This window comes from Stutzerimonas marianensis (genome assembly GCF_022810315.1).
Lineage (GTDB): Bacteria > Pseudomonadota > Gammaproteobacteria > Pseudomonadales > Pseudomonadaceae > Stutzerimonas > Stutzerimonas marianensis.
In genome coordinates, this window is the sequence record NZ_JALGRD010000001.1 from 61630 (window position 1) to 84334 (window position 22705).

At 66.3% G+C, this 22705-nt stretch carries 22 protein-coding genes; 16 read left to right on the forward strand and 6 right to left on the reverse strand.

Going from position 1 to position 22705, the window contains the following annotated elements:
- The first annotated feature begins 24 nt into the window (after positions 1 to 24).
- The 5 genes from MST27_RS00295 (at position 25) to MST27_RS00315 (ending at position 3492) form a co-directional block, all read left to right on the forward strand.
- Positions 25 to 507, forward strand: a complete 483-nt coding sequence (locus MST27_RS00295; RefSeq protein WP_243604512.1) for a GNAT family N-acetyltransferase — start codon at positions 25 to 27, stop codon at positions 505 to 507.
- A 166-nt stretch (positions 508 to 673) separates the two neighbouring features.
- On the forward strand, positions 674 to 1174 hold the full coding sequence (ureE, locus tag MST27_RS00300; protein ID WP_243604012.1) for an urease accessory protein UreE: 501 nt from the start codon (positions 674 to 676) through the stop codon (positions 1172 to 1174).
- Positions 1174 to 1851 carry an urease accessory protein UreF gene (locus tag MST27_RS00305; RefSeq protein WP_243604513.1) on the forward strand — a complete coding sequence of 226 codons (678 nt, stop codon included), beginning with the start codon at positions 1174 to 1176 and terminating at the stop codon, positions 1849 to 1851. The genes ureE and MST27_RS00305 overlap by 1 nt, the downstream gene beginning before the upstream one ends.
- Before the next feature lie 302 nt (positions 1852 to 2153).
- Positions 2154 to 2768, forward strand: coding sequence for an urease accessory protein UreG (gene ureG, locus MST27_RS00310; protein ID WP_243604013.1), 615 nt, complete (start codon positions 2154 to 2156; stop codon positions 2766 to 2768).
- A 154-nt stretch (positions 2769 to 2922) separates the two neighbouring features.
- Positions 2923 to 3492 carry a HupE/UreJ family protein gene (locus MST27_RS00315; RefSeq protein ID WP_243604014.1) on the forward strand — a complete coding sequence of 190 codons (570 nt, stop codon included), beginning with the start codon at positions 2923 to 2925 and terminating at the stop codon, positions 3490 to 3492.
- Positions 3493 to 3640: 148 nt separating this feature from the next.
- Here MST27_RS00315 and amn read toward each other — a convergent pair whose 3' ends face one another.
- A complete protein-coding gene (amn, locus tag MST27_RS00320) occupies positions 3641 to 5113 on the reverse strand; it encodes an AMP nucleosidase (RefSeq protein WP_243604015.1) in 1473 nt (490 codons plus the stop codon).
- Between the two features lie 73 nt (positions 5114 to 5186).
- The gene (locus tag MST27_RS00325) at positions 5187 to 6530 is read right to left on the reverse strand and encodes an aminotransferase-like domain-containing protein (RefSeq protein WP_243604016.1); all 1344 of its coding nucleotides are present in this window, start codon (positions 6528 to 6530) and stop codon (positions 5187 to 5189) included.
- A gap of 80 nt (positions 6531 to 6610) precedes the next feature.
- Here MST27_RS00325 and MST27_RS00330 point away from each other — a divergent pair, with 80 nt between their 5' ends.
- Positions 6611 to 7630, forward strand: coding sequence for a threonine dehydratase (locus tag MST27_RS00330; RefSeq protein ID WP_243604017.1), 1020 nt, complete (start codon positions 6611 to 6613; stop codon positions 7628 to 7630).
- Here the strand turns inward: MST27_RS00330 and MST27_RS00335 are convergent.
- Both MST27_RS00335 and MST27_RS00340 read right to left on the reverse strand, forming a co-directional pair.
- Positions 7590 to 9239, reverse strand: coding sequence for an acyl-CoA dehydrogenase family protein (locus tag MST27_RS00335; protein ID WP_243604018.1), 1650 nt, complete (start codon positions 9237 to 9239; stop codon positions 7590 to 7592). The two genes, MST27_RS00330 and MST27_RS00335, sit on opposite strands and share 41 nt — an antisense overlap.
- 171 nt (positions 9240 to 9410) lie before the next feature.
- Complete coding sequence (locus tag MST27_RS00340; protein WP_243604019.1) at positions 9411 to 11342, reverse strand: sensor histidine kinase; 1932 nt, start codon at positions 11340 to 11342, stop codon at positions 9411 to 9413.
- Positions 11343 to 11606: 264 nt separating this feature from the next.
- Here MST27_RS00340 and MST27_RS00345 point away from each other — a divergent pair, with 264 nt between their 5' ends.
- From MST27_RS00345 to lnt, 10 genes are all read left to right on the forward strand, one after another.
- A complete protein-coding gene (locus MST27_RS00345; protein WP_243604020.1) occupies positions 11607 to 12401 on the forward strand; it encodes a hydroxymethylpyrimidine/phosphomethylpyrimidine kinase in 795 nt (264 codons plus the stop codon).
- A 12-nt stretch (positions 12402 to 12413) separates the two neighbouring features.
- On the forward strand, positions 12414 to 13055 hold the full coding sequence (gene thiE / locus MST27_RS00350) for a thiamine phosphate synthase (RefSeq protein WP_243604021.1): 642 nt from the start codon (positions 12414 to 12416) through the stop codon (positions 13053 to 13055).
- 62 nt (positions 13056 to 13117) lie between these two features.
- Positions 13118 to 14407, forward strand: coding sequence for a glutamate-1-semialdehyde 2,1-aminomutase (gene hemL, locus MST27_RS00355; protein ID WP_243604022.1), 1290 nt, complete (start codon positions 13118 to 13120; stop codon positions 14405 to 14407).
- Positions 14407 to 15033: a hypothetical protein gene (locus MST27_RS00360; protein ID WP_243604023.1), complete on the forward strand. Its 627-nt coding sequence runs from the start codon at positions 14407 to 14409 to the stop codon at positions 15031 to 15033. Before hemL ends, MST27_RS00360 begins: the two co-directional genes overlap by 1 nt.
- 121 nt (positions 15034 to 15154) lie before the next feature.
- Complete coding sequence (locus MST27_RS00365) at positions 15155 to 15697, forward strand: tetratricopeptide repeat protein (protein ID WP_243604024.1); 543 nt, start codon at positions 15155 to 15157, stop codon at positions 15695 to 15697.
- 112 nt (positions 15698 to 15809) lie between these two features.
- Positions 15810 to 17123 (forward strand): tRNA (N6-isopentenyl adenosine(37)-C2)-methylthiotransferase MiaB, encoded by a 1314-nt coding sequence (gene miaB, locus MST27_RS00370; protein ID WP_243604025.1) that lies wholly within the window; start codon positions 15810 to 15812, stop codon positions 17121 to 17123.
- 276 nt (positions 17124 to 17399) lie between these two features.
- Positions 17400 to 18401, forward strand: a complete 1002-nt coding sequence (locus tag MST27_RS00375; RefSeq protein WP_243604026.1) for a PhoH family protein — start codon at positions 17400 to 17402, stop codon at positions 18399 to 18401.
- Positions 18394 to 18861: an rRNA maturation RNase YbeY gene (gene ybeY / locus MST27_RS00380; protein ID WP_243604027.1), complete on the forward strand. Its 468-nt coding sequence runs from the start codon at positions 18394 to 18396 to the stop codon at positions 18859 to 18861. The genes MST27_RS00375 and ybeY overlap by 8 nt, the downstream gene beginning before the upstream one ends.
- Before the next feature lie 36 nt (positions 18862 to 18897).
- Positions 18898 to 19743, forward strand: a complete 846-nt coding sequence (locus MST27_RS00385; RefSeq protein WP_243604028.1) for an HlyC/CorC family transporter — start codon at positions 18898 to 18900, stop codon at positions 19741 to 19743.
- A 109-nt stretch (positions 19744 to 19852) separates the two neighbouring features.
- Positions 19853 to 21364: an apolipoprotein N-acyltransferase gene (gene lnt / locus MST27_RS00390; protein WP_243604029.1), complete on the forward strand. Its 1512-nt coding sequence runs from the start codon at positions 19853 to 19855 to the stop codon at positions 21362 to 21364.
- 3 nt (positions 21365 to 21367) lie between these two features.
- Here lnt and MST27_RS00395 read toward each other — a convergent pair whose 3' ends face one another.
- Entirely contained in the window at positions 21368 to 22129 is a 762-nt protein-coding gene (locus MST27_RS00395) for a YdcF family protein (RefSeq protein WP_243604030.1), read from the reverse strand.
- A 66-nt stretch (positions 22130 to 22195) separates the two neighbouring features.
- Complete coding sequence (locus MST27_RS00400; protein WP_243604031.1) at positions 22196 to 22642, reverse strand: hypothetical protein; 447 nt, start codon at positions 22640 to 22642, stop codon at positions 22196 to 22198.
- Between the last annotated feature and the right edge of the window lie 63 nt (positions 22643 to 22705).

Here is a 22705-nt window from a genome sequence, read left to right on the forward strand (position 1 = left end):
TGTCTGATGTTCAAGTTACGCGCGATGCAGGTGCGCGATATCCCTGCCGTGATGTCGATTCAGGAAGAATCCTACGCCGCCGAAATCCTCGAGGATGAAGCGGTCATCCGCGACCGTCTCGCTGCCTTTCCGCGACTCGCCTGGGTGGCCGAAGACGAACAAGGCGTCTGCGCCTATCTGTTCGCCTATCACTCGCGCGTCGGCAAGGTCACCCCGCTGGACGGCGATTTCAAACAGTACCCCGAAGCCGATTGCCTCTACCTGCACGACCTGGCCGTCTCGCGCCGCGCCGCCGGCCGTGGCATCGGCCCGGCGTTGGTGAGCCGCAACCTGGAGCAGGCCAGCCGCCAGCAGATCCGCTATTCGGCACTGGTTTCGGTGCAGGAATCCGAAGCCTTCTGGTCGCGCCTGGGCTACAGCGCTCATACCGAACTCGAACCGCGCCAGGTCGATAACCTCGCCAGCTATCGCCTCCCCGCGGTTTACATGGTGCGCGCCCTGCATTGATGCACCCCGATGGTGCGAGCATATAGCTGACGCACCATCATGATGCGGCATGAGCCCCATTTTCAGGCACGGCCAGCCCCGCAGCCGGCGCGACGCCTCTGCCAACGCAGGTTGGCAAGCGCCTTGCTCTGCTTGTGCCGAACGCACAACCGGAACTGCCGCGCCCATGCTGGTCATTCATCGCCGTACACAGACGCATGCCAAGGCTGACGCCGAACTCCTGCTTACCTATGAGGCACGCAGCAAGTCACGCCTGCGCTGCTTCACCACGACGGGCGAGGACGTCGGCCTGTTCCTCGAGCGCGGCCAGCCGCCGCTACGCGATGGCGAGTCTCTCGAGGCCGAAGACGGCCGCATCGTCCGCGTGCGTGCCCGCCCGGAGCGCCTGCTGCATGTCACCTGCGCCAGCGCCTTCGAGCTGACGCGCGCGGCCTATCACCTCGGCAACCGCCACGTGGCGCTGCAGATCGGCGACGGTTGGCTGCGCCTGCTCGACGACTACGTGCTTAAGGACATGCTGCTGCAGCTTGGCGCCACGGTCGAAGCCATCGAGGCGCCCTTCCAGCCCGAACATGGCGCCTACGGCGGCGGCCACCATCACTCCCACGCGGGCGAGGCCGAGTTCAGCTACGCCCCTCGTCTGCACCAGTTCGGAGTGCGCCCGTGATCAACGGTGCGGCCTGGGGCCTGCTGCGCCTGGCCAGCCCGCAGCTGCCGATCGGCGGCTACAGCTACTCGCAGGGCCTGGAAATGGCGGTCGAGCAGGGTCTGGTCGCCACCGCCGAACAGGCTGCTGCCTGGCTCGAGGATCAACTGCTCTTGAACCTGGCGCGCTTCGAGGCGCCGCTTCTGCTGGCGCATTGCGAAGCGGCCGCCCGCGAGGATTGGCCCGCCCTTGCTGAACTCGCCGAACGCCACCGCGCCAGCCGTGAAACCCGCGAACTGCAGCTGGAAAGCCGGCAGATGGGTTACTCGCTCGGCCAACTGCTCGACGGCCTGCCGGAACTAGACGCCCCCGCCCGCGCTCTGCTTGCCCGCACCCCCGAATCTGGTCTGGCCCTGACCTGGGCGCTCGCCGCCCGCGCGTGGCAGATCCCGCCGCGGGAGGCGCTGAGTGCCTGGTTTTGGGGCTGGCTGGAAAACCAGCTGGCGGTGCTGATGAAAACGCTGCCGCTGGGGCAGCAGGCGGCCCAGCGGCTGACGTCGGCCTTGCTGCCAAGCCTCGACCAGGCCGCTCGCATCGCCACCGACCGGGCGCCCGAGGATTGGGGGAGCCTGCCGTTCGGACTGGTGCTGGCCAGCATGGGACACGAGCGACAGTACAGTCGGTTGTTCAGGTCATGAGCAGACCAACGGTCGCCTCCGCCATTCGCATCAGGCGGAACGAGCACTGCCCGAGAGCCCGCGCGCCCATGCGACCTACTTTATTCACGGAGCCCATGCAAAGGGACCTCGGCCGCGCAGCCGTTGGCTTTTTGCCTGAGTGTCGGAACGCCCCTTGGAAGCACCCAAGCCACTGCCGACACGCACTGCATCCGCAAGCGGCAAATACGCTCACCCAACGAATCCCATCCCTGCCCCAATCGGCAGCGGCACCCCTTTCGCAACCCCAAGGCAGCCACATCGCCTTCCAGAGGAGACCATCCATGAACAGCCAACCCCTGCGCGTCGGCATCGGCGGCCCGGTCGGGTCGGGCAAGACCGCCCTGACCCTCGCCCTGTGCCGCGCCCTGCGCGAGCGCTACAACATCGCCGTCGTCACCAACGACATCTACACCCAAGAGGACGCCCAGTTCCTGGTGCGCAACGAAGCACTGGCACCCGAGCGCATCATCGGCGTGGAAACCGGCGGCTGCCCGCACACGGCCATTCGTGAAGACGCCTCGATCAACCTCGAAGCGGTCGAACAGCTCAACCGGCGCTTCCCGGGGCTGGACCTGATCATCGTCGAATCCGGCGGTGACAACCTCTCGGCAACCTTCAGCCCCGAGCTGTCGGACCTGACGCTCTACGTGATTGACGTCTCGGCCGGCGACAAGCTGCCGCGCAAGGGCGGGCCGGGGATCTGCAAGTCCGACCTTCTGGTGATCAACAAGGTCGACCTCGCTCCCATGGTCGGCGCCTCGCTGGAGGTCATGGACCGCGACGCCCGCAAGATGCGTGGCGACAAGCCGTTCGTGTTCAGCAACCAGAAAGTCGGCCAGGGGCTCGACGAGATCATCGCCTTCATCGAACAACAGGGAATGCTCAGCGCCGCCTGAGCCAACACCGCCTGTAGGCCCGCCCGTCCGTGCTCGCTTATCGCCAAGCGCTTCGCCAGCCAGCCAGCGGGCTGCTACCGGGAAACCGCCGACCGCGCCGACGCGAAGCATCGCGACGATTCGAACGCATCATGCAAACCAGAGGGAACACCGAATGAACAGAAAACTTCTCTTGGCCACCGCCCTGCTGCTCAGTCCGGCGCTGGCTGTAGCCCACCCCGGGCACGACCACGCCGGCATCATGTCCGGTCTCGCCCATCCGGTCTTCGGCCTCGATCATCTGCTGGCGATGCTCGCCGTCGGGCTCTGGGCGGCGCAGCAGACCGGCACGGCGCGCTGGGCGCTGCCGCTGACCTTCGTCGCCACCATGCTGCTCGGCGGCCTGCTCGGTTTTGCCGGGGTCGAGATGCCGCTGATGGAAACCGGCATCGCCGGGTCGGTGCTGGCGCTGGGCCTGTTGGTCGCACTGGCGGTACGCCCACCACTGGCCGTCGCAGCCGGCCTGACCGCCCTGTTCGCCGCCAGTCACGGGGTCGCGCACGGCCTGGAGTTGCCGGCCCTGTCGAGTCCCTGGGGTTATGCCGCCGGTTTCGTGGCCGCGACCGCGGCGCTGCACGGCGCCGGCTACGTCGTTGCCCGCAGCTTGCCGCAGGTTGCCGCGCCTCTGGTACGCATCGCCGGTGCGGCGTCGGCCCTGGCTGGCGCCTGGTTGCTCGCGGCCTGACAAACGACGCGTGAATGGTCGAGGTGCAGAGCCTCGACTGCTGGGCCGAAGCGACTGTATACCCCTGCGGCTTCACGCCGCCATGCCGTTCTTGAAATGAAAAGCCCGAGCCAGTGACCTGACTCGGGCTTTTTTCGTTGCGCCTGGCTCAGCGGAACGGCGGTTCGTCGAAGCTGCGCAGCTTGCGCGAGTGCAGCGAGTTGAGTTGGTTGCGCAGCATATCCAGCGCTGCGATACCGATCTTCAGGTGCTGGGTCACGGCCCGCTCGTAGAAGGCGTTGGCCGAGCCCGGCAGCTTGATCTCGCTGTGCAGCGGCTTGTCCGACACGCAGAGCAGCGTCCCGTAGGGCACCCGCAGGCGGTAGCCCTGGGCGGCGATGGTGCCGCTCTCCATGTCCACCGCCACGGCGCGCGACAGGTTGATCAACGGCCGCTCCTGCGCCCAGCGCAGCTCCCAGTTACGGTCGTCGTAGGTCAGCACGGTGCCGGTGCGCAGCCGCTTCTTCAGCGCCTCGCCCTTGTCCCCGGTCACCTGCGCCGCGGCTTCCTGCAGCGCCTGCTGCACCTCCGCCAGCGCCGGCAGCGGGATGTGCGGCGGCAGCACGCGATCGAGGATGCCGTCGCGCCGCATGTAGGCGTGAGCCAGCACGTAGTCGCCGATCGACTGCGACTGCCGCAGGCCGCCGCAATGGCCGATCATCAGCCAGCAGTGCGGACGCAGCACGGCGAGGTGATCGGTGATGTTCTTCGCATTCGATGGCCCGACGCCGATGTTGACCAGGGTGACGCCGTGGCCGTCCTCTGCGACCAGGTGGTAGGCCGGCATCTGGTAGCGATGCCAGAGCACGCCGCCGATGATCGCCTGGGCTTCACCTTCATCCATGCCGCGCTTGATGATCACGTTGCCCGGAAGCACCATCCGCACGAAGCGGGTGTCGTCGCGCAGCATGTCCAGCCCGTGGCGGATGAACTGGTCGACGTAGCGATGGTAGTTGGTCAGCAGGATCCAGGGCTGTACATGGCGCCAATCGCTGCCCGTGTAATGCACCAGCCGGCGCAGGGAGAAGTCCACCCGCGCGCCGTCGAACAGCGCCAGCGGATAAGGGTCGGCGTGCTCCCAGTCATAGAGGCCGTCGGCAATGTCGTCCGTGGCAGCGGACAGGTCGGTGCTGGGGAACACCCGGGCCAGCTCGGCCGCGGTCACGCCGGTGCCGGCCAGCTCGTCGCCCTGCTCGATCACATAGGGGTAGGGAATGTTGCGGTCGCTGATGCCGACCTCGACCTTGACACCGAAATCGGCGATCAACGGGCGCAACTGGTCGAGCAGATAGCCGCGGAACGCCGCCGGATGCGTCACGGTAACGCTGTAGATGCCCGGCGCCTGCACCTTCGCGTAAGCGCGCGTCGAAGCCGGGACCTGGCCGTGGCAGGCGTAGGTCAGGCGTAGCTCGGGGTAGCGAAACAGTGCGCGCTCGGCGGCATCGGGCTCCTCGCGCGTGGCGACATAGCGTTTGAGCGCCTGGTTCAGCGCGCGCGTGGCGTGCTGGTGCAATTCGGCAAGGTGGTCCACGGCCGCTTCAGCGCTGGTGGCAATGCGAAAGGTCTCGCCTGCTGGATTCATGGTGGGTTTCCTTGTCTGGTCGTTGAAAACATCTTGCCTGCTGTTCGATGACAGCGGTAGCACCCGTCCGCACTCATTCATCGCACCGCGCCGCGGCGAGCAAACCCGACAACCGCTCCAGCCGCGCCTTCAAGAGCGCCAGGCTCGGCGCAGCGGTCAGACTCAGGCGCAATGCAGGAGGCGCGTCATGCCCGACCGCGAACATTGCCGAACCGGCAGCCTCGATCCCAGCCAGGCGACACAAGCTGGCCATATCGACACCAGACGCAAGCGGCAGCCAGAGATGCGGTGAGGGCACGCCCCTGGAGCCAAGCAGCTTCTGCGCCAACCGCCAGCGTTGGTGGACCTGCTCGCGCTGCCAGGCCAACCGACGCGCCGCGGTACCGTCCTGCAGCCAGTCGCTGCCGATTCGCAGGCACAGCGGTGAAAGCGCCCAGCTGGTCGCCTGAGCCTCGGGGTCGATTCGTACCATGAGCGCCGCAGGCCCGGCCATGAACCCCAGCCGCAATCCCGGCGCGACGGTCTTCGACAGGCTGCTGACCAGCAGGGTGCGCTCGGGCAATACCGAGGCCAGGGACGGCTCATCGCCCAGCGCCCCGTAGATATCGTCCTCGATGATCCACAGTCCACGCGCCCTGGCCACGGCGGCGATGGCTTCGCGGCGCAGCGCGTTCATGCTCGCGCCCGTCGGGTTCTGCAGGCAGGGAGTCAGCACGGCGACGCGCGCCGAGGTGGCTCGTGCCTGGCGGTCGAGGTCCTGCGGCAGGATGCCGTGTTCATCCATCGCCACGCCGTGCAGAGGCAGCCGCAACTGGCGCCCGGCCGCCTTGATACCCGGCGATGTCAGCCCTTCGACCAGCACCGCTTCACCCGGCTCGCAAAGCCCGAGCAGCGCGGCGAATACCCCTTGCTGAGCACCGGCACACAGCACCACCTGCGAAGGCGGCATTTCGAGCGCCCGTCCGCGCAGCCACTCGCTGACGGCCAGCGCACCATGCCGCAGGCTGCGCGCGGTGGGATAACCCTGCAGACCGGCCATCTCGTGGCGCGCGCAAAGCGCCGTCACACTGCGCTGCAGGTCGTCATCGTCGGGATCGAGCACGGGCAGATTCGTCGAAAGATCGAGCGCTTCGGCGTCCGGCTCGGGTGATTTCAGGCGGAACAGGCTGGCTTCCCGGCTGCTGGCCAGCACGTAGGTGCCGCGCCCGACCTCGCCGCCGATGAGGTGGCGCCGTCCTGCTTCACGGTACGCCTGCATCGTCGTGCTCGGGTTCAGGCCCAGCGCCCAGGCGAGCCGGCGCTGTGGCGGCAGCCGGTCGCCGGGCCGCAGCTCGCCAGACGCGATCGCCGTGGCGATGGCCTCGACCAGCGCCAGATAGCGCGGCTGGCCATCATCCGAAAGGGTTGGTAACCACATTGCTTGCCATGCAATAAAAGAATTTACCCATACAATGCGCGGCTCGTAGGATCGACGTCAAACCCAGCCAGGAGCTTCCGATGTTCGATCTCGACGCACTGCGCCAGGCAGCGGAACTGGTACACCAGTCCATCCCGCCTACCCCGCAACATGCCTGGCCACTGCTGGCCCGACGACTCGGCTGCCAAGTCTGGGTCAAGCACGAGAACCACACGCCGGCCGGCGCCTTCAAGGTCCGTGGCGGGCTGGTCTATATCCAGGAACTGATCAAGCGCGAACCTCGACTACCCGGGCTGATCACCGCCACCCGCGGGAACCACGGCATCAGCCTGGCGATGGCTGCTCGTGACGCGGGGCTGCAGCTGCGGATTCTCGTCCCCGAGGGCAATTCCACGGAAAAGAACGCCGCCATGCGCGCCTGTGGCGCCGAGGTGATCGAATACGGGCGCGACTTCGACACCGCCCGCCTGCGCGCCGCGCAGCTCGCCAAGACAGACGGCTGGCACTTCGTTCCATCACTGCACCCCGACCTGATCAAGGGCGTCGCCACCTACGCACTCGAACTGCTCGAGGCCGTGCCCGACTTGCGCCGCGTCTATGTTCCGATCGGCCTGGGTTCCGGCATCTGCGGCATGATCCGCACCCGCGACCTGCTGGGCCTGGACACCGAGATCATCGGCGTGGTCTCCAGCGCGGCCGACGCCTACGCGCAGAGCGTCGAACAGGGGCGGATCGTCTGCACCGAAACCGCCGATACCTTCGCCGACGGCATGGCCTGCCGCATGCCGGCGCCCGAGGCGCTGGAAATCATCCGCACGGGGGCGGCCCGCATCCTGCGCGTCGACGACGCCGCGATTCGCCACGCCATCGTTGCCCTGCACGAAGACACCCACAACCTCGCCGAAGGCGCCGGCGCCGCCGCGCTGGCCGCCGCCATGCAGGACCGCGAGCGCAACCGGGGCAAACGCATCGCGGTCGTGCTCAGCGGGGCGAATATCGATCGGGAGGTGCTGGCGGCGATCCTGACGGGGAAGCCAGCGGTTGCCGACCAGAGTCGATCTAATCCAGAAACGGCGCACTCCGCGCCAGCAGCGCACTGATGTCCAGCCCTGTCGGAAGGGTGCCGAAGACGCGCCCGCGGCCGTCCAGGCGGCTGGCGATGAAGGCGTCCGATACGGCTTCGTTGCCCGCCTCGAGGAGCAGCTTGGCCTGCAGGGCGACGGCGAGGTCTTCGGTCAACTGACGGGCCCGGTAATGGATGGCGTCGGTGTCGGCGAGCGCCGCCTGGAGCTGGCGGACATGCGCGCGCAGGCGCGGGTCGCCATGGCCGTCGCCAAGCTCGTTGTGCAGGACATCGAGCGCGCCGGACTCCCTGGACAGGGCTCGCAATACATCCAGGCACTGGACGTTGCCGGAACCTTCCCAGATCGAATTGACCGGGGCCTCGCGGTAGAGCCGCGGCAGGAGGGTGTCTTCGACATAGCCGGCGCCGCCCAGGCATTCGCTGGCCTCGGCGATCATTTCCGGGGCGCGCTTGCAGATCCAGTACTTGCCGATGGCGGTCACGACGCGGGCGAAGGTTTCCTCGCCTTCGTCGAACGGATGATCGAGGGCACGGCCCATGCGCATGGTCAGCGCCAACGCAGCCTCGCTTTCCAGCGCGAGGTCAGCCAGCACGTTCTGCATCAGCGGTTGCTCGATCAACGCCTTGCCGCCGACCTGACGGTGCGTGCAATGGTGCATGGCCTGGGTCAGCGCCTGGCGCATCAGCGAGCTTGAGCCGACCATGCAGTCGAAGCGGGTCGAGGCGACCATCTCGATGATGGTCGGCACACCACGGCCCTCCTCGCCGATCATCCAGGCAAGCGCGCCGCGATACTCGACCTCGCTGGAGGCGTTGGACCAGTTGCCGAGCTTGTTCTTCAGCCGCTGGATGTAGAACTGGTTGCGACTGCCGTCCGGTCGATGGCGCGGCAGCAGGAAACAGGTCAGCCCCCGTTCGGTCTGCGCCAGGGTAAGGAAGGCGTCGCACATGGGCGCCGAGCAGAACCACTTGTGGCCGACCAGTTCGTAGGCCTGGCCCGGCCCAGTGGCGCCGACGGGGTACGCGCGAGTGGTGTTGGCACGCACGTCGGTGCCGCCCTGTTTCTCGGTCATGGCCATGCCGATGGTGACGCCGGCTTTCTGCTCCATGGGCAGGTTGCGCGGGTCGTATTCGAGGCTGAGGATCTTGGGCAGCCAGAGGTCGGCGATTCCCGGTTGCTGGCGCAGCGCGGGCACGCTGGCGTAGGTCATCGTCAGCGGGCAGCTGCTGCCCGCCTCCGCCTGGTTGTGCAAGTACATCAGCCCGGCCCGGGCGACCTGTGCGCCGGGTTGCGGGTCGGTCCAGGGCAGCGAGGGGATGCCGTGGGCGATGGCGGTGCTCATCAGCTGGTGGTAAGCGGGATGGAATTCCACCAGATCGATGCGATGGCCGTAACGGTCGTGGCTCTTGAACACCGGGCGATTCTCATTGGCGAGAAACCCGGCCGCTATCAGCGGGCCGCCGGCCAGCGCACCGTATGCGTCGAGTCGCGTCTCGGCCCAGCCACCCCGATAGCGACGCACCCAGTCCTGCAGTGGCAGGTCGAGCCGATACAGATTCACGCCGTCGAGCGGCGGTACCTGGTTCAGGACTTCATGGGTTTCGGCATATTCGTGCAGGCTCATGGCAGCTTTCCTCGATGCGGGTCGCGCGGCGCCAGTCGCCTTGCGCCGGCGACAGACCAGGCCGGTCATGTGAGGGGGCCAGACGCGCCCCGTCCGTCAAGTGAAGCACGCACCAGGACAGGGCAAAAGTGCGGTTTCGGCCAATCTTGCGCGGAGAATGTCGCGCCGGTGTCAGGCCGGCTGGAAAGGCATCAGCAGCTGGAAACGGCTGCCCTGGCCGGGCTCGGAATGGTAGGACAGGCCGCCGCCCTGCAGTTCGATCAGCTGCCGGCAGAGCGACAGGCCGATGCCGAGCCCGCCGTACTGCCGCGTCATGCTGCCGTCGAGCTGGCGGAAATACTGGTAGAGCGAATCGTCCGAGGGCGCTTCGAAGCCGATCCCGGTGTCGATCACTTCGACCCTGAGCTCGAAGCCGTCCCCGGTATCCTTCCCACTGACGGCCAAGGTCACGCCGCCATGCAAGGTGAACTTGATGGCGTTGTCGAGCAGGTAGCCGAGGCTCTGTTTCAGTTTCGCCGCGTCACCCACGAGCATCGCGGGCAAGCCAACGGCGAAGTCCAGGTCGAAATCCAGGCCACGCGAGGCCGCACGTGGGCCGTAGAGCATATAAAGCTCGTCGAAGACGGCCCGCAACCCGAACGCCTCCTGGCGTACGCGGAGCTTGCCGGCCTGCAGTTCGGTCAGCGCAAGGATGTCGTTGACCAGGCGCATCATGTCCCGTGCCGAGCTGGTGGCAATGCGCTGGTACTGCTCCAGCTCGTTGCCCAGGTCGAGGGTGCGCATCAGGTCGAGGCTACCGATCACCCCATGCATGGGCGTGCGCAGTTCGTGCGTGACGTTGGCCAGGAACTGGTCCTTCAGGCGGTTGCTTTCGGCCAGCTCGCGGTTCAGCTCCTCGAGCTTGCGCCCGGTTTCCTCGAGCATCTGCGCGCGCTCTTCCTTCATCATGTTGATGCGGTCGGCCAGCGCCAGTGACAGCAGCGCCACCTCGACGGCGGAACCGATCTGCCCGGCGTACATGGTCAGGAACATGTGCGGCAGGTAGCCAAGGACCATGAGCGTATTGATCTGACCGCCAATGAGAAAGGTCGTCCAGGCGATCATGAAGTAGCGGGCCACGCGCATGCCGCGATGCCAGGCCAGTATCCCGGCGACAAAGATGACGAGGATGAACCACAGTGCGAGGAAGGTCGCCAGCCGCAGCGCCAGTGCGTAGCTGGAAGTAAACGACAGCACCATGGTGACCACCCCCAGCGCCATCAGGGCAAGCAGCGCACGATCGATCCAGGGGCTGTGTTCGTGGGTATGCAGGAAGCTGCGCGCGAACTGGCAGCCAAACAGGCCGGCGGCGCCGATCAGGAAAGGGGTCGAAGCGTTCGCCCACCAGGGCGACTCGGGCCAGAAATACTGCACGCCGAGGCCGTTCACCGAGATCTGGTAGAGCCCGAACGAGCCGATGTAGAGGATGTAGTAGAGGTAGCTGCGGTCCCTGACGCTGAGATAGATGAACAGGTTGTAGACAAGCATCACTAGCAGCACGCCGTAGATCACCGCCAGGATGTAAATGTGCGCTGATTGCTCTTCCAGATAGGCGACCGGTGCCCAAAGGGTCAGGGGCACCTGGATCGAGCCCTCGCTCTCCAGCCGCAGGTAGAGGCGCTGGCTCTGGCCGGGCGTCATCTGCAGCTCGAAAAGGTGGTTGCGCTGGTGGATCTGGCGCTGGCTGAACGGCAGGGTGTCACCGCTGCGCTCGGCCAGGCGATAGCCGCCCTGCCCATCCGGCAGGTAGAGCTCCAGCAGATCCAGGGGCGGATAGGCCAGCTCCAGCCACCAGCGGCTCCGCTCGCCGGCACGGTAATCCAGATCGACACGCAGCCAGAAAGCCGAACGCGAGTAGCCGGCGTTGAGTACATCCTGATCGTGCGGAACGAACTTGCCCGCCGCATCGAGCGCGACCACCTCTTCGATGCGCGCTTCGCGCGTCGGGTCTTCCAGAACGGCCATCGCCCGCCCGAGGGGAATGCGGCGGTCGTGTTCGTCGAACACGACTGCGCTGGCCAGCATCGGCAACACGCTGAAGATCAGCAGGATGAAATGGCGCATGCGTCGGAGAATCCATCGAGCACGTCAGGGAAGCCTACCTCCCTGAAGACACGTGACCGCTCAGAAGTGGTGGCACTTTAGCATGGGTTAACGGCAAAGGTTCCGACGAACTGAGGGAACCTGCCGAGCGGCTCGTTGTCTAGCCGCGACCTGCTGACCCCGGGCGAGCCGTGCCCGGTGTTTGGTGATAAGCTCGCACGCCTCGAAATACCGGCGCAACACTGCACCGGCCGCCCGTGCCACGCCTACCCTGGGGAACCCTCGATGTCCGGCCCTTGCTCCCGCCCTGTCGTCCTCTGCCTCTCCGGCCATGACCCAAGCGGCGGCGCCGGCCTGCAAGCTGACATCGAAGCGTTGCTGGCCCAGAGCTGTCACGCCGCGCCCGCGGTCACGGCCCTGACCGTCCAGGACACCGTCGACGTCGCCGACTTCCGCGTGCTGGATCGCGCCTGGGTGATGGCTCAAGCCGACGCGGTCATCGCCGATCTCCCCGTGGCGGCGGTCAAACTGGGCATGCTCGGCTCGGTCGAAATGGTCGACACGGTGCTGGAGATCATGCAGAAGCTGCCCGGCGTCCCGCTGGTCTGCGACCCGGTGCTGCGCGCTGGCGGCGGCGGTGCGCTGGGCAAGGACGAAGTTGGCTACGCCATGCGCGAGCGGCTGTTCCCGGTGTCCACCATCGCGACGCCGAACCTGCCGGAAGCCCGCATCCTCGCCGAGTTACCGGAAGGCAGCGCCGACGAATGCGCCGAGCGGCTGTTGCCACGGATCCGTCATCTGCTGATCACCGGTGGCCACGGCGACGAAACCGAGGTGCACAACCGACTCTACTGCCGCGATGGCAGCCGCTACGACTTCAGCTGCCAGCGTCTTCCGGGCAGCTATCACGGCTCAGGCTGCACCCTGGCCAGCGCGCTGGCCGGGCGGCTGGCACTCGGCGAGGACCTGGTCAGCGCAGTCAAGACGGCACTCGACTACACCTGGCGCACCCTGCGCGACGCCGAGGCCCCGGGCCGCGGCCAGTACATTCCCCGTCGCCTTCCGCTGGATCTGCCCTGAAGGAACCCGCCGATGAAAGTCACCTCACGGCTACGCGGACTCTATGCCATCACCGACAGCAGGCTGCTCGCCGAGGGCCGCCTGCTGCCCTATGTCGAAGCCGCGCTCGATGGCGGCGCCCGCCTGCTGCAATACCGCGACAAGTCCGACAACGACGCACGCCGCCTGCGTGAAGCCGAGGCCCTGCAGCAGCTGTGTGAACGCTACGGCGCGCACCTGATCATCAATGACGATGCCGAACTCGCCGCACGACTGGGCGCAGGCCTGCATCTCGGACAGGAAGACGGCTCACTGTCCGCCGCGCGCGCCCTGCTCGGACGCAAGGCCATCATCGGCGCCACCTGCCATGCCCGCCTGGATCTGGCTGAGCAGGCCGTTTCGGAGGGTGCCAGCTACATTGCCTTCGGCCGTTTTTTCGACTCCAACACCAAGCCTGGCGCGCCCAGCGCTACACCCGAACTGCTCGAGCAGGCCCGCCAGCGGTTCGAAGTCCCGATCACCGCGATCGGCGGCGTGACGCTGGAGACCGCCCCCGAGCTGATCGCCCGGGGTGCGAGCCTGATCGCGGTGATTCACGCGCTGTTTTCCGCGGAGTCGCCGCGCGAGGTCGAGCGCCGTGCCCGCGCGTTCAGCGATCTGTTCGCCGCTCACTGAGCGCCTGGCGGTACCGTACGCGTCCGCCATGTTTCCCCACTTCCCCGCATGAGAGGCCTAGCATGTCCCGTTCCGAAATTCTGTTCGCCAGCGCCCAGCAGCACATCCCCGGCGGAGTCAATTCGCCGGTCCGCGCGTTTCGCAGCGTCGGCGGCACCCCGCTGTTTCTCAAGCATGCCGAGGGCGCCTATGTCATCGACGAGGATGACAAGCGCTACGTCGACTATGTCGGCTCCTGGGGACCGATGATCCTCGGGCACAGCCATCCGGAGGTGCTCGACGCCGTTCGCCGCCAACTGCAGCACGGCCTGTCCTACGGCGCGCCAACGGCGATGGAAACGGAGATGGCCGAGCTGGTCTGCAGCCTGGTGCCGTCGATGGAGATGATGCGCATGGTCAGCTCCGGGACCGAAGCCACCATGAGCGCCATCCGCCTGGCCCGTGGCTACACCGGGCGCGACAGCATCATCAAGTTCGAAGGCTGCTACCACGGCCATTCCGACAGCCTGCTGGTCAAGGCGGGTTCCGGCGCGCTGACCCAGGGCGTGCCCAGTTCGGCCGGCGTACCGGCAGCCTTCGCCAAGCACACCCTGACCCTGCCGTTCAACGACCTGGCCGCCGTGGAGCGGATGCTCGGCGAAGCGGGCCAGGACGTCGCCTGCATCATCGTCGAGCCCGTCGCCGGCAACATGAACTGCGTGCCGCCCGCTCCGGGCTATCTGCAAGGGCTGCGCAAACTGTGCGACCAGCACGGCGTTGTGTTGATCTTCGACGAGGTGATGACCGGCTTCCGCGTCGCGCTCGGCGGCGCGCAGGCGCACTACGGCGTGACACCGGACCTGACCACCTTTGGCAAGATCATCGGCGGCGGCATGCCGGTCGGCTGCTTCGGCGGCAAGCGCGCGATCATGGAGCGCATCGCCCCGCTCGGCCCGGTCTACCAGGCCGGCACGCTCTCAGGCAATCCTCTGGCCATGGCCGCCGGCCTGACCACCCTCAAGCTGATCAATCGCCCCGGCTTCCATGACGAGCTCAGCGACTACACCACGCGCATGCTCGATGGGCTGAAGGCCCGCGCCACCGCAGCCGGCATCCCCTTCGTCACGACCCAGGTGGGCGGCATGTTTGGCCTGTACTTCAGCGAGGCGGCCGATATCGTCACCTTCGATGACGTGATGGCCAGCGATGCCGAGCGCTTCAAGCGCTTCTTCCATCTGATGCTCGAAGGCGGCGTGTACCTGGCGCCCAGCGCGTTCGAGGCCGGTTTCACCTCCATTGCCCACGGCGAGACGGAACTGAAACTGACGCTTGACGCCGCCGAGCGCGCCTTCGCCCAACTGAAGCGTGCCTGATGCCGGAGCTACTCCAGGCGCTGCTCCTCGCCGTCCTGGCGACGGCCAGTGCCGTTCGGCTCGGCCTGGCCCGTCGCGGCCATGACGAGGCGAATCAGCCCGCTCTCTTCAGTGCCCTGCTCGCGCTCGCCCTGGCGGCTGGCGGTGGCGCCTGTGCGGCGGCGCGACTCGGCGTCGGCCTGGACACGCTGCACGCCGAGCGCTGGCTGCTGCAGGCCACGCTGCTGCTCGGGCTGCCGTTGGCCGGCATCGCCGCGCTGGCGCTCAGTCGCCGGTCGCCCTGGAGCCGCCCGACCTGGGGTCGCGTGATCATCGGCTTGTGCGTGTTCTTCGAGCTGGCCCGCCGCTTCGAACGGAGCGATGAGTATGCCGCGATGCTGGCGGTGGCCAGCGCCCTGTTGATCGCCTATGCCGGCCTGTTGCGCTGGCCGGCCCGCCGCACCGCATTGGCCGGCTTGGTCGCAGCCCTGCTGGCACTGCTGTCGGCCTCCTGGAACGGGCTGGTGTTTCGCCATCCGCTGGCGGATTACCAGATGCTCTGTCTGGCGCTCCTCTGCCCGTTGCTGGCCTGGCTGCTGCCGAATCTGGCCATCCAGTTCGACCAGCGCGATGAAATGCCGGCATAAAAAGCGGCCGGCGCGCGATTAAGGCTTTGTAAGGCGGCGGCGCCTTATCCATAATGTGACCGCTGGCTCGTTTTACGCCACACTTCCAATCACCGCCCTGATCTTCGAGGCGCCTCGATTCATGATTCGCACCGGTCGCAGCCTTGCTCTTGGCTGTCTGCTGCTACTGACGCCCCTGTCGAGCTTTGCAGGTGGCAATTCGCTGCTGATCCCGGCGACCTCCCGCTGTGCACTGAACATGCCCCCCGAGGAGATGCCCGAGGCCTTGCGCGCCTGTGAACAGACCGCGCGGGATGGCGATGTCCAGGCCGCCTACGAACTCGGCGAGTACTACTACGATGGACGCCGCACACCACGCGACCTGCCGAAAGCACTGCACTGGTTCGAGCAGGCCTCGCTGCAGGGGCACGCCTTGGCACAGCATCGCCTGGGCGTCATGTTCTTTCGCGGCGAAGGCGTGCCGGCCAACAATGTGCAGGCCTACATAGTACTGAAGATGTCCGCCGTCAACGGCGAGGAAGAGGCGCTGGACACGGCCGACCGGGTTTCCTCACAGATGCGCCGCGACGAACTGGAGATCGCCACCCAGGTGCTCGGCCAGATATTCCGCGACTACCTGATGGACCTGCAGACCGCCGGCGAAAACAAACCCTTCTCGCCCTGAGCACTCATCAGCCGCGCCGTCTTACCCACGCCGGGCCACGCGCGACGCTTTCAACGGGTTCGGCGTACGCATATAATCGCCGGTCATTTTTTGCACAACGCCGGCCCGTAACATGACCCGCAAGCTCTACATCGAAACCCATGGCTGCCAGATGAACGAGTACGACAGCTCGCGCATGGTGGACCTGCTGGGCGAGCAACAACCTCTCGAGCTCACTGCCAACCCGGCGGAAGCCGATGTGATCCTGCTCAATACCTGCTCGATTCGTGAAAAGGCCCAGGAAAAGGTCTTCTCCCAGCTGGGGCGCTGGCGCGAGCTGAAGCAGGACAACCCGCAGCTGGTCATCGGGGTCGGCGGCTGCGTCGCGAGTCAGGAAGGCGCGGCCATTCGCGACCGCGCGCCATACGTCGATGTGGTGTTTGGTCCGCAGACGCTGCACCGCCTGCCTGAGATGATCGACGCCGCGCGCACCACCAGAGAGCCGCAAGTCGACATCTCCTTCCCCGAAATCGAGAAGTTCGATCGCCTGCCGGAACCCCGCGTCGACGGCCCGACCGCGTTCGTCTCGGTGATGGAAGGCTGCAGCAAGTACTGCACCTTCTGCGTCGTGCCCTACACCCGCGGCGAAGAAGTCAGCCGGCCGCTGGCCGACGTACTGGCCGAGATCATCCACCTCGCCGAAAACGGCGTGAAAGAGGTGACGCTGCTAGGGCAGAACGTCAACGGCTACCGCTTCGACGACCATGATTTCGCCGACCTGCTGCACGCCGTGGCGGCGGTCGATGGCATCGATCGCATCCGCTACACCACCAGCCATCCGCTGGAGTTTTCCGACGCTATCATCCAGGCCCACGCCGAGATTCCGCAGCTGGTCAAATACCTGCACCTGCCGGTGCAGTCCGGCTCCGATCGGGTGCTGGCGGCGATGAAGCGCAACCACACGGCGCTGGAATACAAGTCGCGCATCCGCAAGCTGAAGGCCGCGGTGCCGGAGATGCTGATCAGCTCGGACTTCATCGTCGGCTTCCCGGGCGAGACGGAGCGCGATTTCGAGCAGACCATGAAACTGATCGAGGACGTCGGCTTCGACTTCTCTTATTCGTTCGTCTACAGCTCGCGCCCCGGCACACCCGCGGCCGACCTGCCCGACGACACTCCCGACGACGTCAAGAAGCAGCGCCTGGCGATCCTGCAACAACGGATCAACCAGCAGGGCTTCGAGAACAGCCGACGGATGGTCGGGACTCGCCAGCGCATCTTGGTCACCGACTATTCCAAGAAGGACCCGGGCATGCTGCAGGGCCGTACCGAGCACAACCGGATCGTCAACTTCCGCAGCGGAAATCCCTTGCTGATCGGCCAGTTCGTCGATGTCCACATCGACGATGCCCTACCGCACTCGTTGCGTGGCACCCTGATGGATTGACGCACGCGAGCGACAGGCGCCAGGGGAGTGCTGGGCGACAGCGCCGCCTGTCGGCTGGCCGCCCAGGCGGCGCCGGGCCGCAGGCCACGCTGCCCGCACCTGCCGCCGGGCTTCGATCCCGGCAACATGCGGCGCTCACCCTGAGTTCGTGGTTTGGAATCGGCGACCGACCAGGCGCGAGACCCGCCGGGTACGGCTCTTCCAGCCCGCTGCTTTTTTCGTCATGCGGCGCTATTCTCACCCCATCTTCATGCACAGCAGGTCAATCAAAAGCCCTTGAACGCCCCTATCGAACCTCATCGTTTCATCCTCGAGCCCTTCGAAGCCGATCGCTTCGCCAACCTCTGCGGCCAGTTCGACGAGCATCTGCGCCTGATCGAACAGCGCCTGGAGCTGGAAATCCGCAACCGTGGCAACCAGTTCGAACTGGTCGGGCCGAGCGACGTCGCCAAGGCCGCGGAAAATCTCCTGCGCCGCCTGTACCGCGAAACCAAGAGCACCGAGTTGTCGCCCGACCTGGTGCACCTGTTCCTGCAGGAATCGGGCATGGAAGAGCTGGCCAACCCCTCGGCGACACCCAATATTTCGCTGCGCACCCGCAAGGGCAACATTCGCCCGCGCGGCGCCAACCAGCAGCGCTATGTGAAGTCGATCCTCGACAACGACATCAACTTCGGCATTGGCCCGGCCGGCACCGGCAAGACCTACCTGGCCGTCGCTTGTGCAGTCGATGCCCTGGAGCGCGAGCAGGTACGCCGCATCCTGCTGGTCCGCCCGGCGGTCGAAGCGGGCGAAAAGCTCGGCTTCCTGCCCGGCGACCTGGCACAGAAGATCGATCCCTACCTGCGCCCGCTCTATGACGCGCTCTACGAGATGCTCGGCTTCGAGCACGTGGCGCGGTTGATCGAGAAGCAGGTGATCGAGATCGCTCCGCTGGCCTACATGCGCGGGCGCACGCTGAACAACAGTTTCATCATCCTCGATGAGAGCCAGAACACCACGCTCGAACAGATGAAGATGTTCCTGACCCGGATCGGCTTCGGCTCGACCGCGGTGATCACCGGTGACATCACCCAGGTCGACCTGCCGCGCGGCACCAAGAGCGGCCTCGCCCATGTCATCGAAGTGCTCAGGGACGTCGACGGCATCAGCTTCACGCACTTCAAGCCCAAGGACGTCGTGCGTCATCCGCTGGTGCAGCGCATCGTCGAGGCCTACGAGCGCTTCGACGAGCACGGTGGGGCGCAGAAGCGGCGGGATACGCAACGCGATGATTGAGCTCGACCTGCAACGGGCGACCGCGGCCGAAACGCCGGATGAACAGGCGTTTCGTCGCTGGTGCGAACTGGCCTTGCGCCAGCGCAGCGCCGACTCCGAACTGACGATACGGCTGGTCGACGAAGCCGAAGGCCGCGAGCTGAACCGCGATTACCGCGGCAAGGACTACCCCACCAACGTGCTGTCCTTTCCGGCGGACGTGCCTGACGGGCCCGACGGCGAGCCCCTGCTGGACATCCCCCTGCTCGGCGACCTGGTGATCTGCGTCGCCGTGGTCGAGCGGGAGGCCGCCGAACAGGCCAAGCCGCTGGAGGCACACTGGGCGCACCTGGTCATCCATGGTTGCCTGCACCTGCTGGGCTACGATCACCTGGAAGACGAGGAAGCCGAAGAAATGGAAGGCCTGGAACGTGAACTGCTGGCGGAGCTGGGTTATCCCGACCCATACGCTGGCGAATAGCCCCCAAGGCATTGCAAGGACCACTGAGTCGAAGACATGAGCGAAGACCGATCGAGCAACGGGCAGAAGTCGTGGTTTGGAAAGATCACCCAGGCTTTTGCCCATGAGCCGAAAACCCGAGAGGAATTGCTGGACGTCCTGCGCGGCGCCCATCAGAACAAACTGCTCGACAACGAAGCCCTGGCGATCGTCGAGGGCGCCATCCAGGTCGCGGATCTGCAGGTGCGCGACATCATGGTGCCGCGCTCGCAGGTGATGAGCATCCGCGCCGACCAGTCACCGCGGGAATTCCTGCCGGCGGTCATTTCCGCCGCACATTCCCGCTACCCGGTGGTTGGCGACAGCCTCGACGAGGTGATCGGCGTGCTACTGGCCAAGGACCTGCTGCCACTGATCCTCCAGGACGAGCAGCACAGCTTCGACATCAAGGATCTGCTCCGCCCGGCCACCTTCGTGCCCGAATCCAAGCGCCTGAACGTCTTGCTCCGCGAATTCCGCGCCAACCACAGCCACATGGCGATCGTTATCGATGAATACGGCGGCGTCGCCGGCCTGGTCACGATCGAAGACGTGCTGGAGCAGATCGTCGGCGATATCGAAGACGAGCACGACATCGAGGAAGACAGCTACATCCGGCCGTTGCCCAGCGGCGACTTCCTGGTCAAGGCGCTTACCCCCATCGACAGCTTCAACGACTACTTCGCCAGCGAGTTCCCGGACGAAGAATTCGACACCGTGGCGGGCCTGGTGATGAACGCCTTCGGGCATCTGCCCAAGCGCAATGAAATCACCGAAATCGACGGGTTCCGCTTCCGTGTGCTGAATGCCGACAGTCGCCGCGTGCACATGCTGCGCCTGACACGGACCGAAGCGGGTAGCTGATCGACTCTGGAGGCAGGCCGGGCCGCCGTACGATGCGGGCCCGTCTCAACCGCTTCGTACCGCCACCCTGTTTGCCTTCTGCATACTCCCGCGCTGATTAAGGATGCCGATGCACTGGATCACTCGCCCCGGCTGGCCGGGCAACCTGCTGGCGATCGCTGCCGGCGCGCTGACGACCTTGTCGCTGGCACCGTTCGACTTCTGGCCGCTGGCCCTGCTGTCGATCGGCCTGCTCTATCTGGGCCTGCGCGAGGTCACGCCGCGGCAGGCCATGGCCCGCGGCTGGTGCTACGGCTTCGGCCTGTTCGCCTCGGGCGTGAGCTGGGTCTACGTCAGCATTCATGATTTCGGCGCCGCGCCGCCACCTTTGGCCGGCTTGCTGACGCTGGGCTTTGTCGCCGGCCTCGCCTTGTTCCTGGCCCTGCTCGGCTGGCTCTGGGTACGCACTCTGAGGACGCCTGGCGCGCCGCTGCGCAATGCGCTGGCATTCGCCGCCCTGTGGCTTGCATTCGACGCCTTGCGTGGCTGGCTCCTGACCGGTTTTCCCTGGCTTTACGTCGGTTACAGCCAACTGGACGGTCCGCTGGCCGGGCTCGCTCCGCTGGGTGGCGTCTGGCTGATCAGCTTCGTCCTGGCCCTGAGCGCCACGCTGCTGGCTGAGGCGCCGCGCCTGTTCGCGAGCAAGGTACAAGTGGCTGTCGCGACGCTCGTGCTGATTCTGCTCTGGGGCGGCGGTCTGGGACTCAGCGGGCACCCATGGACCTCGCCGAAGGGTGGCCCGATCAGCGTCGCGGCAGTGCAGGGCAACGTCGCGCAGAGCCTCAAGTGGGATCCCAAGCAGCTGGAGATGCAGCTGTTGCTCTACCGCGACATAACGTTTCGCAGCCGCCCGGCGGACCTGATCGTCTGGCCTGAAACAGCCATACCGATCCTCAAGGAGCATGCCGAAGGCTACCTGACGATGATGGGCCGTTTCGCCCTGGACCGGCAGGCGGCGATGATTACCGGCGTGCCGGTTCGCCAGCCCAATGCCGAGGGCGAGGTTCGCTACTACAACGGCCTGACGGCCACGGGTGACGCGCGGGGCACCTACCTCAAGCAGAAGCTGGTGCCTTTCGGCGAGTATGTGCCGCTGCAAGACCTGCTGCGCGGGCTGATCGCCTTTTTCGACCTGCCGATGTCCGATTTCGCCCGGGGCGATCCGGGGCAGGCCCTGCTGCAGGCCAAGGGCTATCGGATCGCGCCGTTCATCTGCTACGAGGTGGTCTACCCCGAATTCGCCGCCAGCCTGGCGGCGCAGAGCGATCTGCTGCTGACGGTAAGCAACGATGCCTGGTTCGGCCACTCGATCGGCCCGCTGCAGCATCTGCAGATGGCGCAGATGCGTGCGCTGGAGGCCGGTCGCTGGATGGTGCGCGCCACCAACAACGGTGTCACGGTGCTGATCGACCCGAGAGGGCAGATCACCGAGCGAATCCCGGCGTTCGAGGAGGCCGTGCTCTACGGCGAGGTGACGCCGATGCAAGGGCTGACGCCCTACCTGCGCTGGCGCTCCTGGCCGCTGATCGTCATCTGTGCCCTGCTGCTCGGCTGGGGCATGCTGCGCCGTCGCGCGGCCTGAGGCTCAGGGATATAGCAGCGGGTACAGGAGCAGGCCAGCCGCTTCGTTGAGCAGCGCCCCGTTCTGCCAGATCGCCTTGCTTTCCGGAAGCCAGCCACCGAACGGCCTGCCGTTGGGTACGCCGAGAAAGCCCATGGGCGCAGGAATCACCTGCAGCCCCACCTGCTCGAAACACCAGCGCGCACGTGGCATGTGCGAGGCCGAGGTGACCAGTAACACCCGCTCGACGCCGGCGGCCTTCAGGATCTCGGCACTCTCGACGGCGTTCTCCCAGGTCGTGCGGCTGCGTTCCTCGAGCCAGCGCGTCTGGGTGGAGAAGTCTCGTTGCAAGGCCTCGGCTGCCAGCAGGGCTTCGCTCGGCGGCTCGCCATAGTGCAGGCCGCCGCTGGCCAGGATAGGCAAGCCAGTCGATTTGGCGAGCCTCGAGGCATAGCGCAGGCGTTCCAGCGCGATATGGCTGGGCTGGTCCGACCCCCAACCCGGGTCGGCCTGCTCGCGCCCGGCGCCCAGCACGACGATCGCCTGAGCCAGTTGCCCGGCGCGCGCCCAATCGCTTCGAGCCAGCGCCGGTTCGGTTTCCACTTGTCGCGCCGCCCACTCGACCGTCACCGGCAAGCTCATCAGCCACAGGCCACCGAACCCAGCCACGAAGCAGCCGGCGGCCAGGCGCGGCGCACGACGGCGCAGCCACCATCCAACCAGCAGCAGCAGGAGCAAACCTCCCGGCGGCAATAGCAGTTGCTTGAATAAGTAGCGAATCGGCATGCGTGGCTCCATCGGAAGGGTCGCCACACTTTACCTAGCAAGACAGGCCTTTGTCGGCCTCGGCCCTCAATGTCGAGGATAGGTATGCAGCCGCTGTCGCGCCCGCAGCAGCTGGGAACCACAGGCGCCACAGGCGACCGCGCCGGGCCCTTCCGGCCACCGCACCGGCGTGCCGCAGAGCGCGCAGCTCATCGCCTGTTGAAGCGCAGGAGGGGACTGTTTGCAGCGCTTCGCCGAATGCTGGCGCAGCACATTGCGTAGCGCCGGACGCGACGTCTGCCTGACCATCTGCGCCTGCTCCTCGGCAGCCGCATGCCAACCGGACAGCCATTGAGCGTCCTGTTGCAGGTAGGCCCGGATCAGGTCGAACTCCGCCGGTGTCAGCCCAGCGACTTCCAGCTCCGTGGGCGCGCTGGCGCCCTCGGCTCGTTCAGCCTCTTCCAGGGCGAGACTCAGCCGCTGCAGCACACGACCGTACAGGTTGCCCTCGTTCTCCTGGCGCTCTTTGCCCATGTCTTCACCTCGTCATCCGCCCCGCCCCATACAAGCGTAGCCCAGACTTCACCCCCCACTGCG

Coding starts and splice junctions, on each gene's coding strand:
- MST27_RS00295 (WP_243604512.1), top strand. CDS start 25: ATGCAGGTGCGCGATATCCCTGCCGTGATGTCGATTCAGGAAGAATCC.
- ureE (WP_243604012.1), top strand. CDS start 674: ATGCTGGTCATTCATCGCCGTACACAGACGCATGCCAAGGCTGACGCC.
- ureG (WP_243604013.1), top strand. CDS start 2,154: ATGAACAGCCAACCCCTGCGCGTCGGCATCGGCGGCCCGGTCGGGTCG.
- MST27_RS00315 (WP_243604014.1), top strand. CDS start 2,923: ATGAACAGAAAACTTCTCTTGGCCACCGCCCTGCTGCTCAGTCCGGCG.
- amn (WP_243604015.1), bottom strand. CDS start 5,113: ATGAATCCAGCAGGCGAGACCTTTCGCATTGCCACCAGCGCTGAAGCG.
- MST27_RS00325 (WP_243604016.1), bottom strand. CDS start 6,530: ATGTGGTTACCAACCCTTTCGGATGATGGCCAGCCGCGCTATCTGGCG.
- MST27_RS00330 (WP_243604017.1), top strand. CDS start 6,611: ATGTTCGATCTCGACGCACTGCGCCAGGCAGCGGAACTGGTACACCAG.
- MST27_RS00335 (WP_243604018.1), bottom strand. CDS start 9,239: ATGAGCCTGCACGAATATGCCGAAACCCATGAAGTCCTGAACCAGGTA.
- MST27_RS00340 (WP_243604019.1), bottom strand. CDS start 11,342: ATGCGCCATTTCATCCTGCTGATCTTCAGCGTGTTGCCGATGCTGGCC.
- MST27_RS00345 (WP_243604020.1), top strand. CDS start 11,607: ATGTCCGGCCCTTGCTCCCGCCCTGTCGTCCTCTGCCTCTCCGGCCAT.
- thiE (WP_243604021.1), top strand. CDS start 12,414: ATGAAAGTCACCTCACGGCTACGCGGACTCTATGCCATCACCGACAGC.
- hemL (WP_243604022.1), top strand. CDS start 13,118: ATGTCCCGTTCCGAAATTCTGTTCGCCAGCGCCCAGCAGCACATCCCC.
- MST27_RS00360 (WP_243604023.1), top strand. CDS start 14,407: ATGCCGGAGCTACTCCAGGCGCTGCTCCTCGCCGTCCTGGCGACGGCC.
- MST27_RS00365 (WP_243604024.1), top strand. CDS start 15,155: ATGATTCGCACCGGTCGCAGCCTTGCTCTTGGCTGTCTGCTGCTACTG.
- miaB (WP_243604025.1), top strand. CDS start 15,810: ATGACCCGCAAGCTCTACATCGAAACCCATGGCTGCCAGATGAACGAG.
- ybeY (WP_243604027.1), top strand. CDS start 18,394: ATGATTGAGCTCGACCTGCAACGGGCGACCGCGGCCGAAACGCCGGAT.
- MST27_RS00385 (WP_243604028.1), top strand. CDS start 18,898: ATGAGCGAAGACCGATCGAGCAACGGGCAGAAGTCGTGGTTTGGAAAG.
- lnt (WP_243604029.1), top strand. CDS start 19,853: ATGCACTGGATCACTCGCCCCGGCTGGCCGGGCAACCTGCTGGCGATC.
- MST27_RS00395 (WP_243604030.1), bottom strand. CDS start 22,129: ATGCCGATTCGCTACTTATTCAAGCAACTGCTATTGCCGCCGGGAGGT.
- MST27_RS00400 (WP_243604031.1), bottom strand. CDS start 22,642: ATGGGCAAAGAGCGCCAGGAGAACGAGGGCAACCTGTACGGTCGTGTG.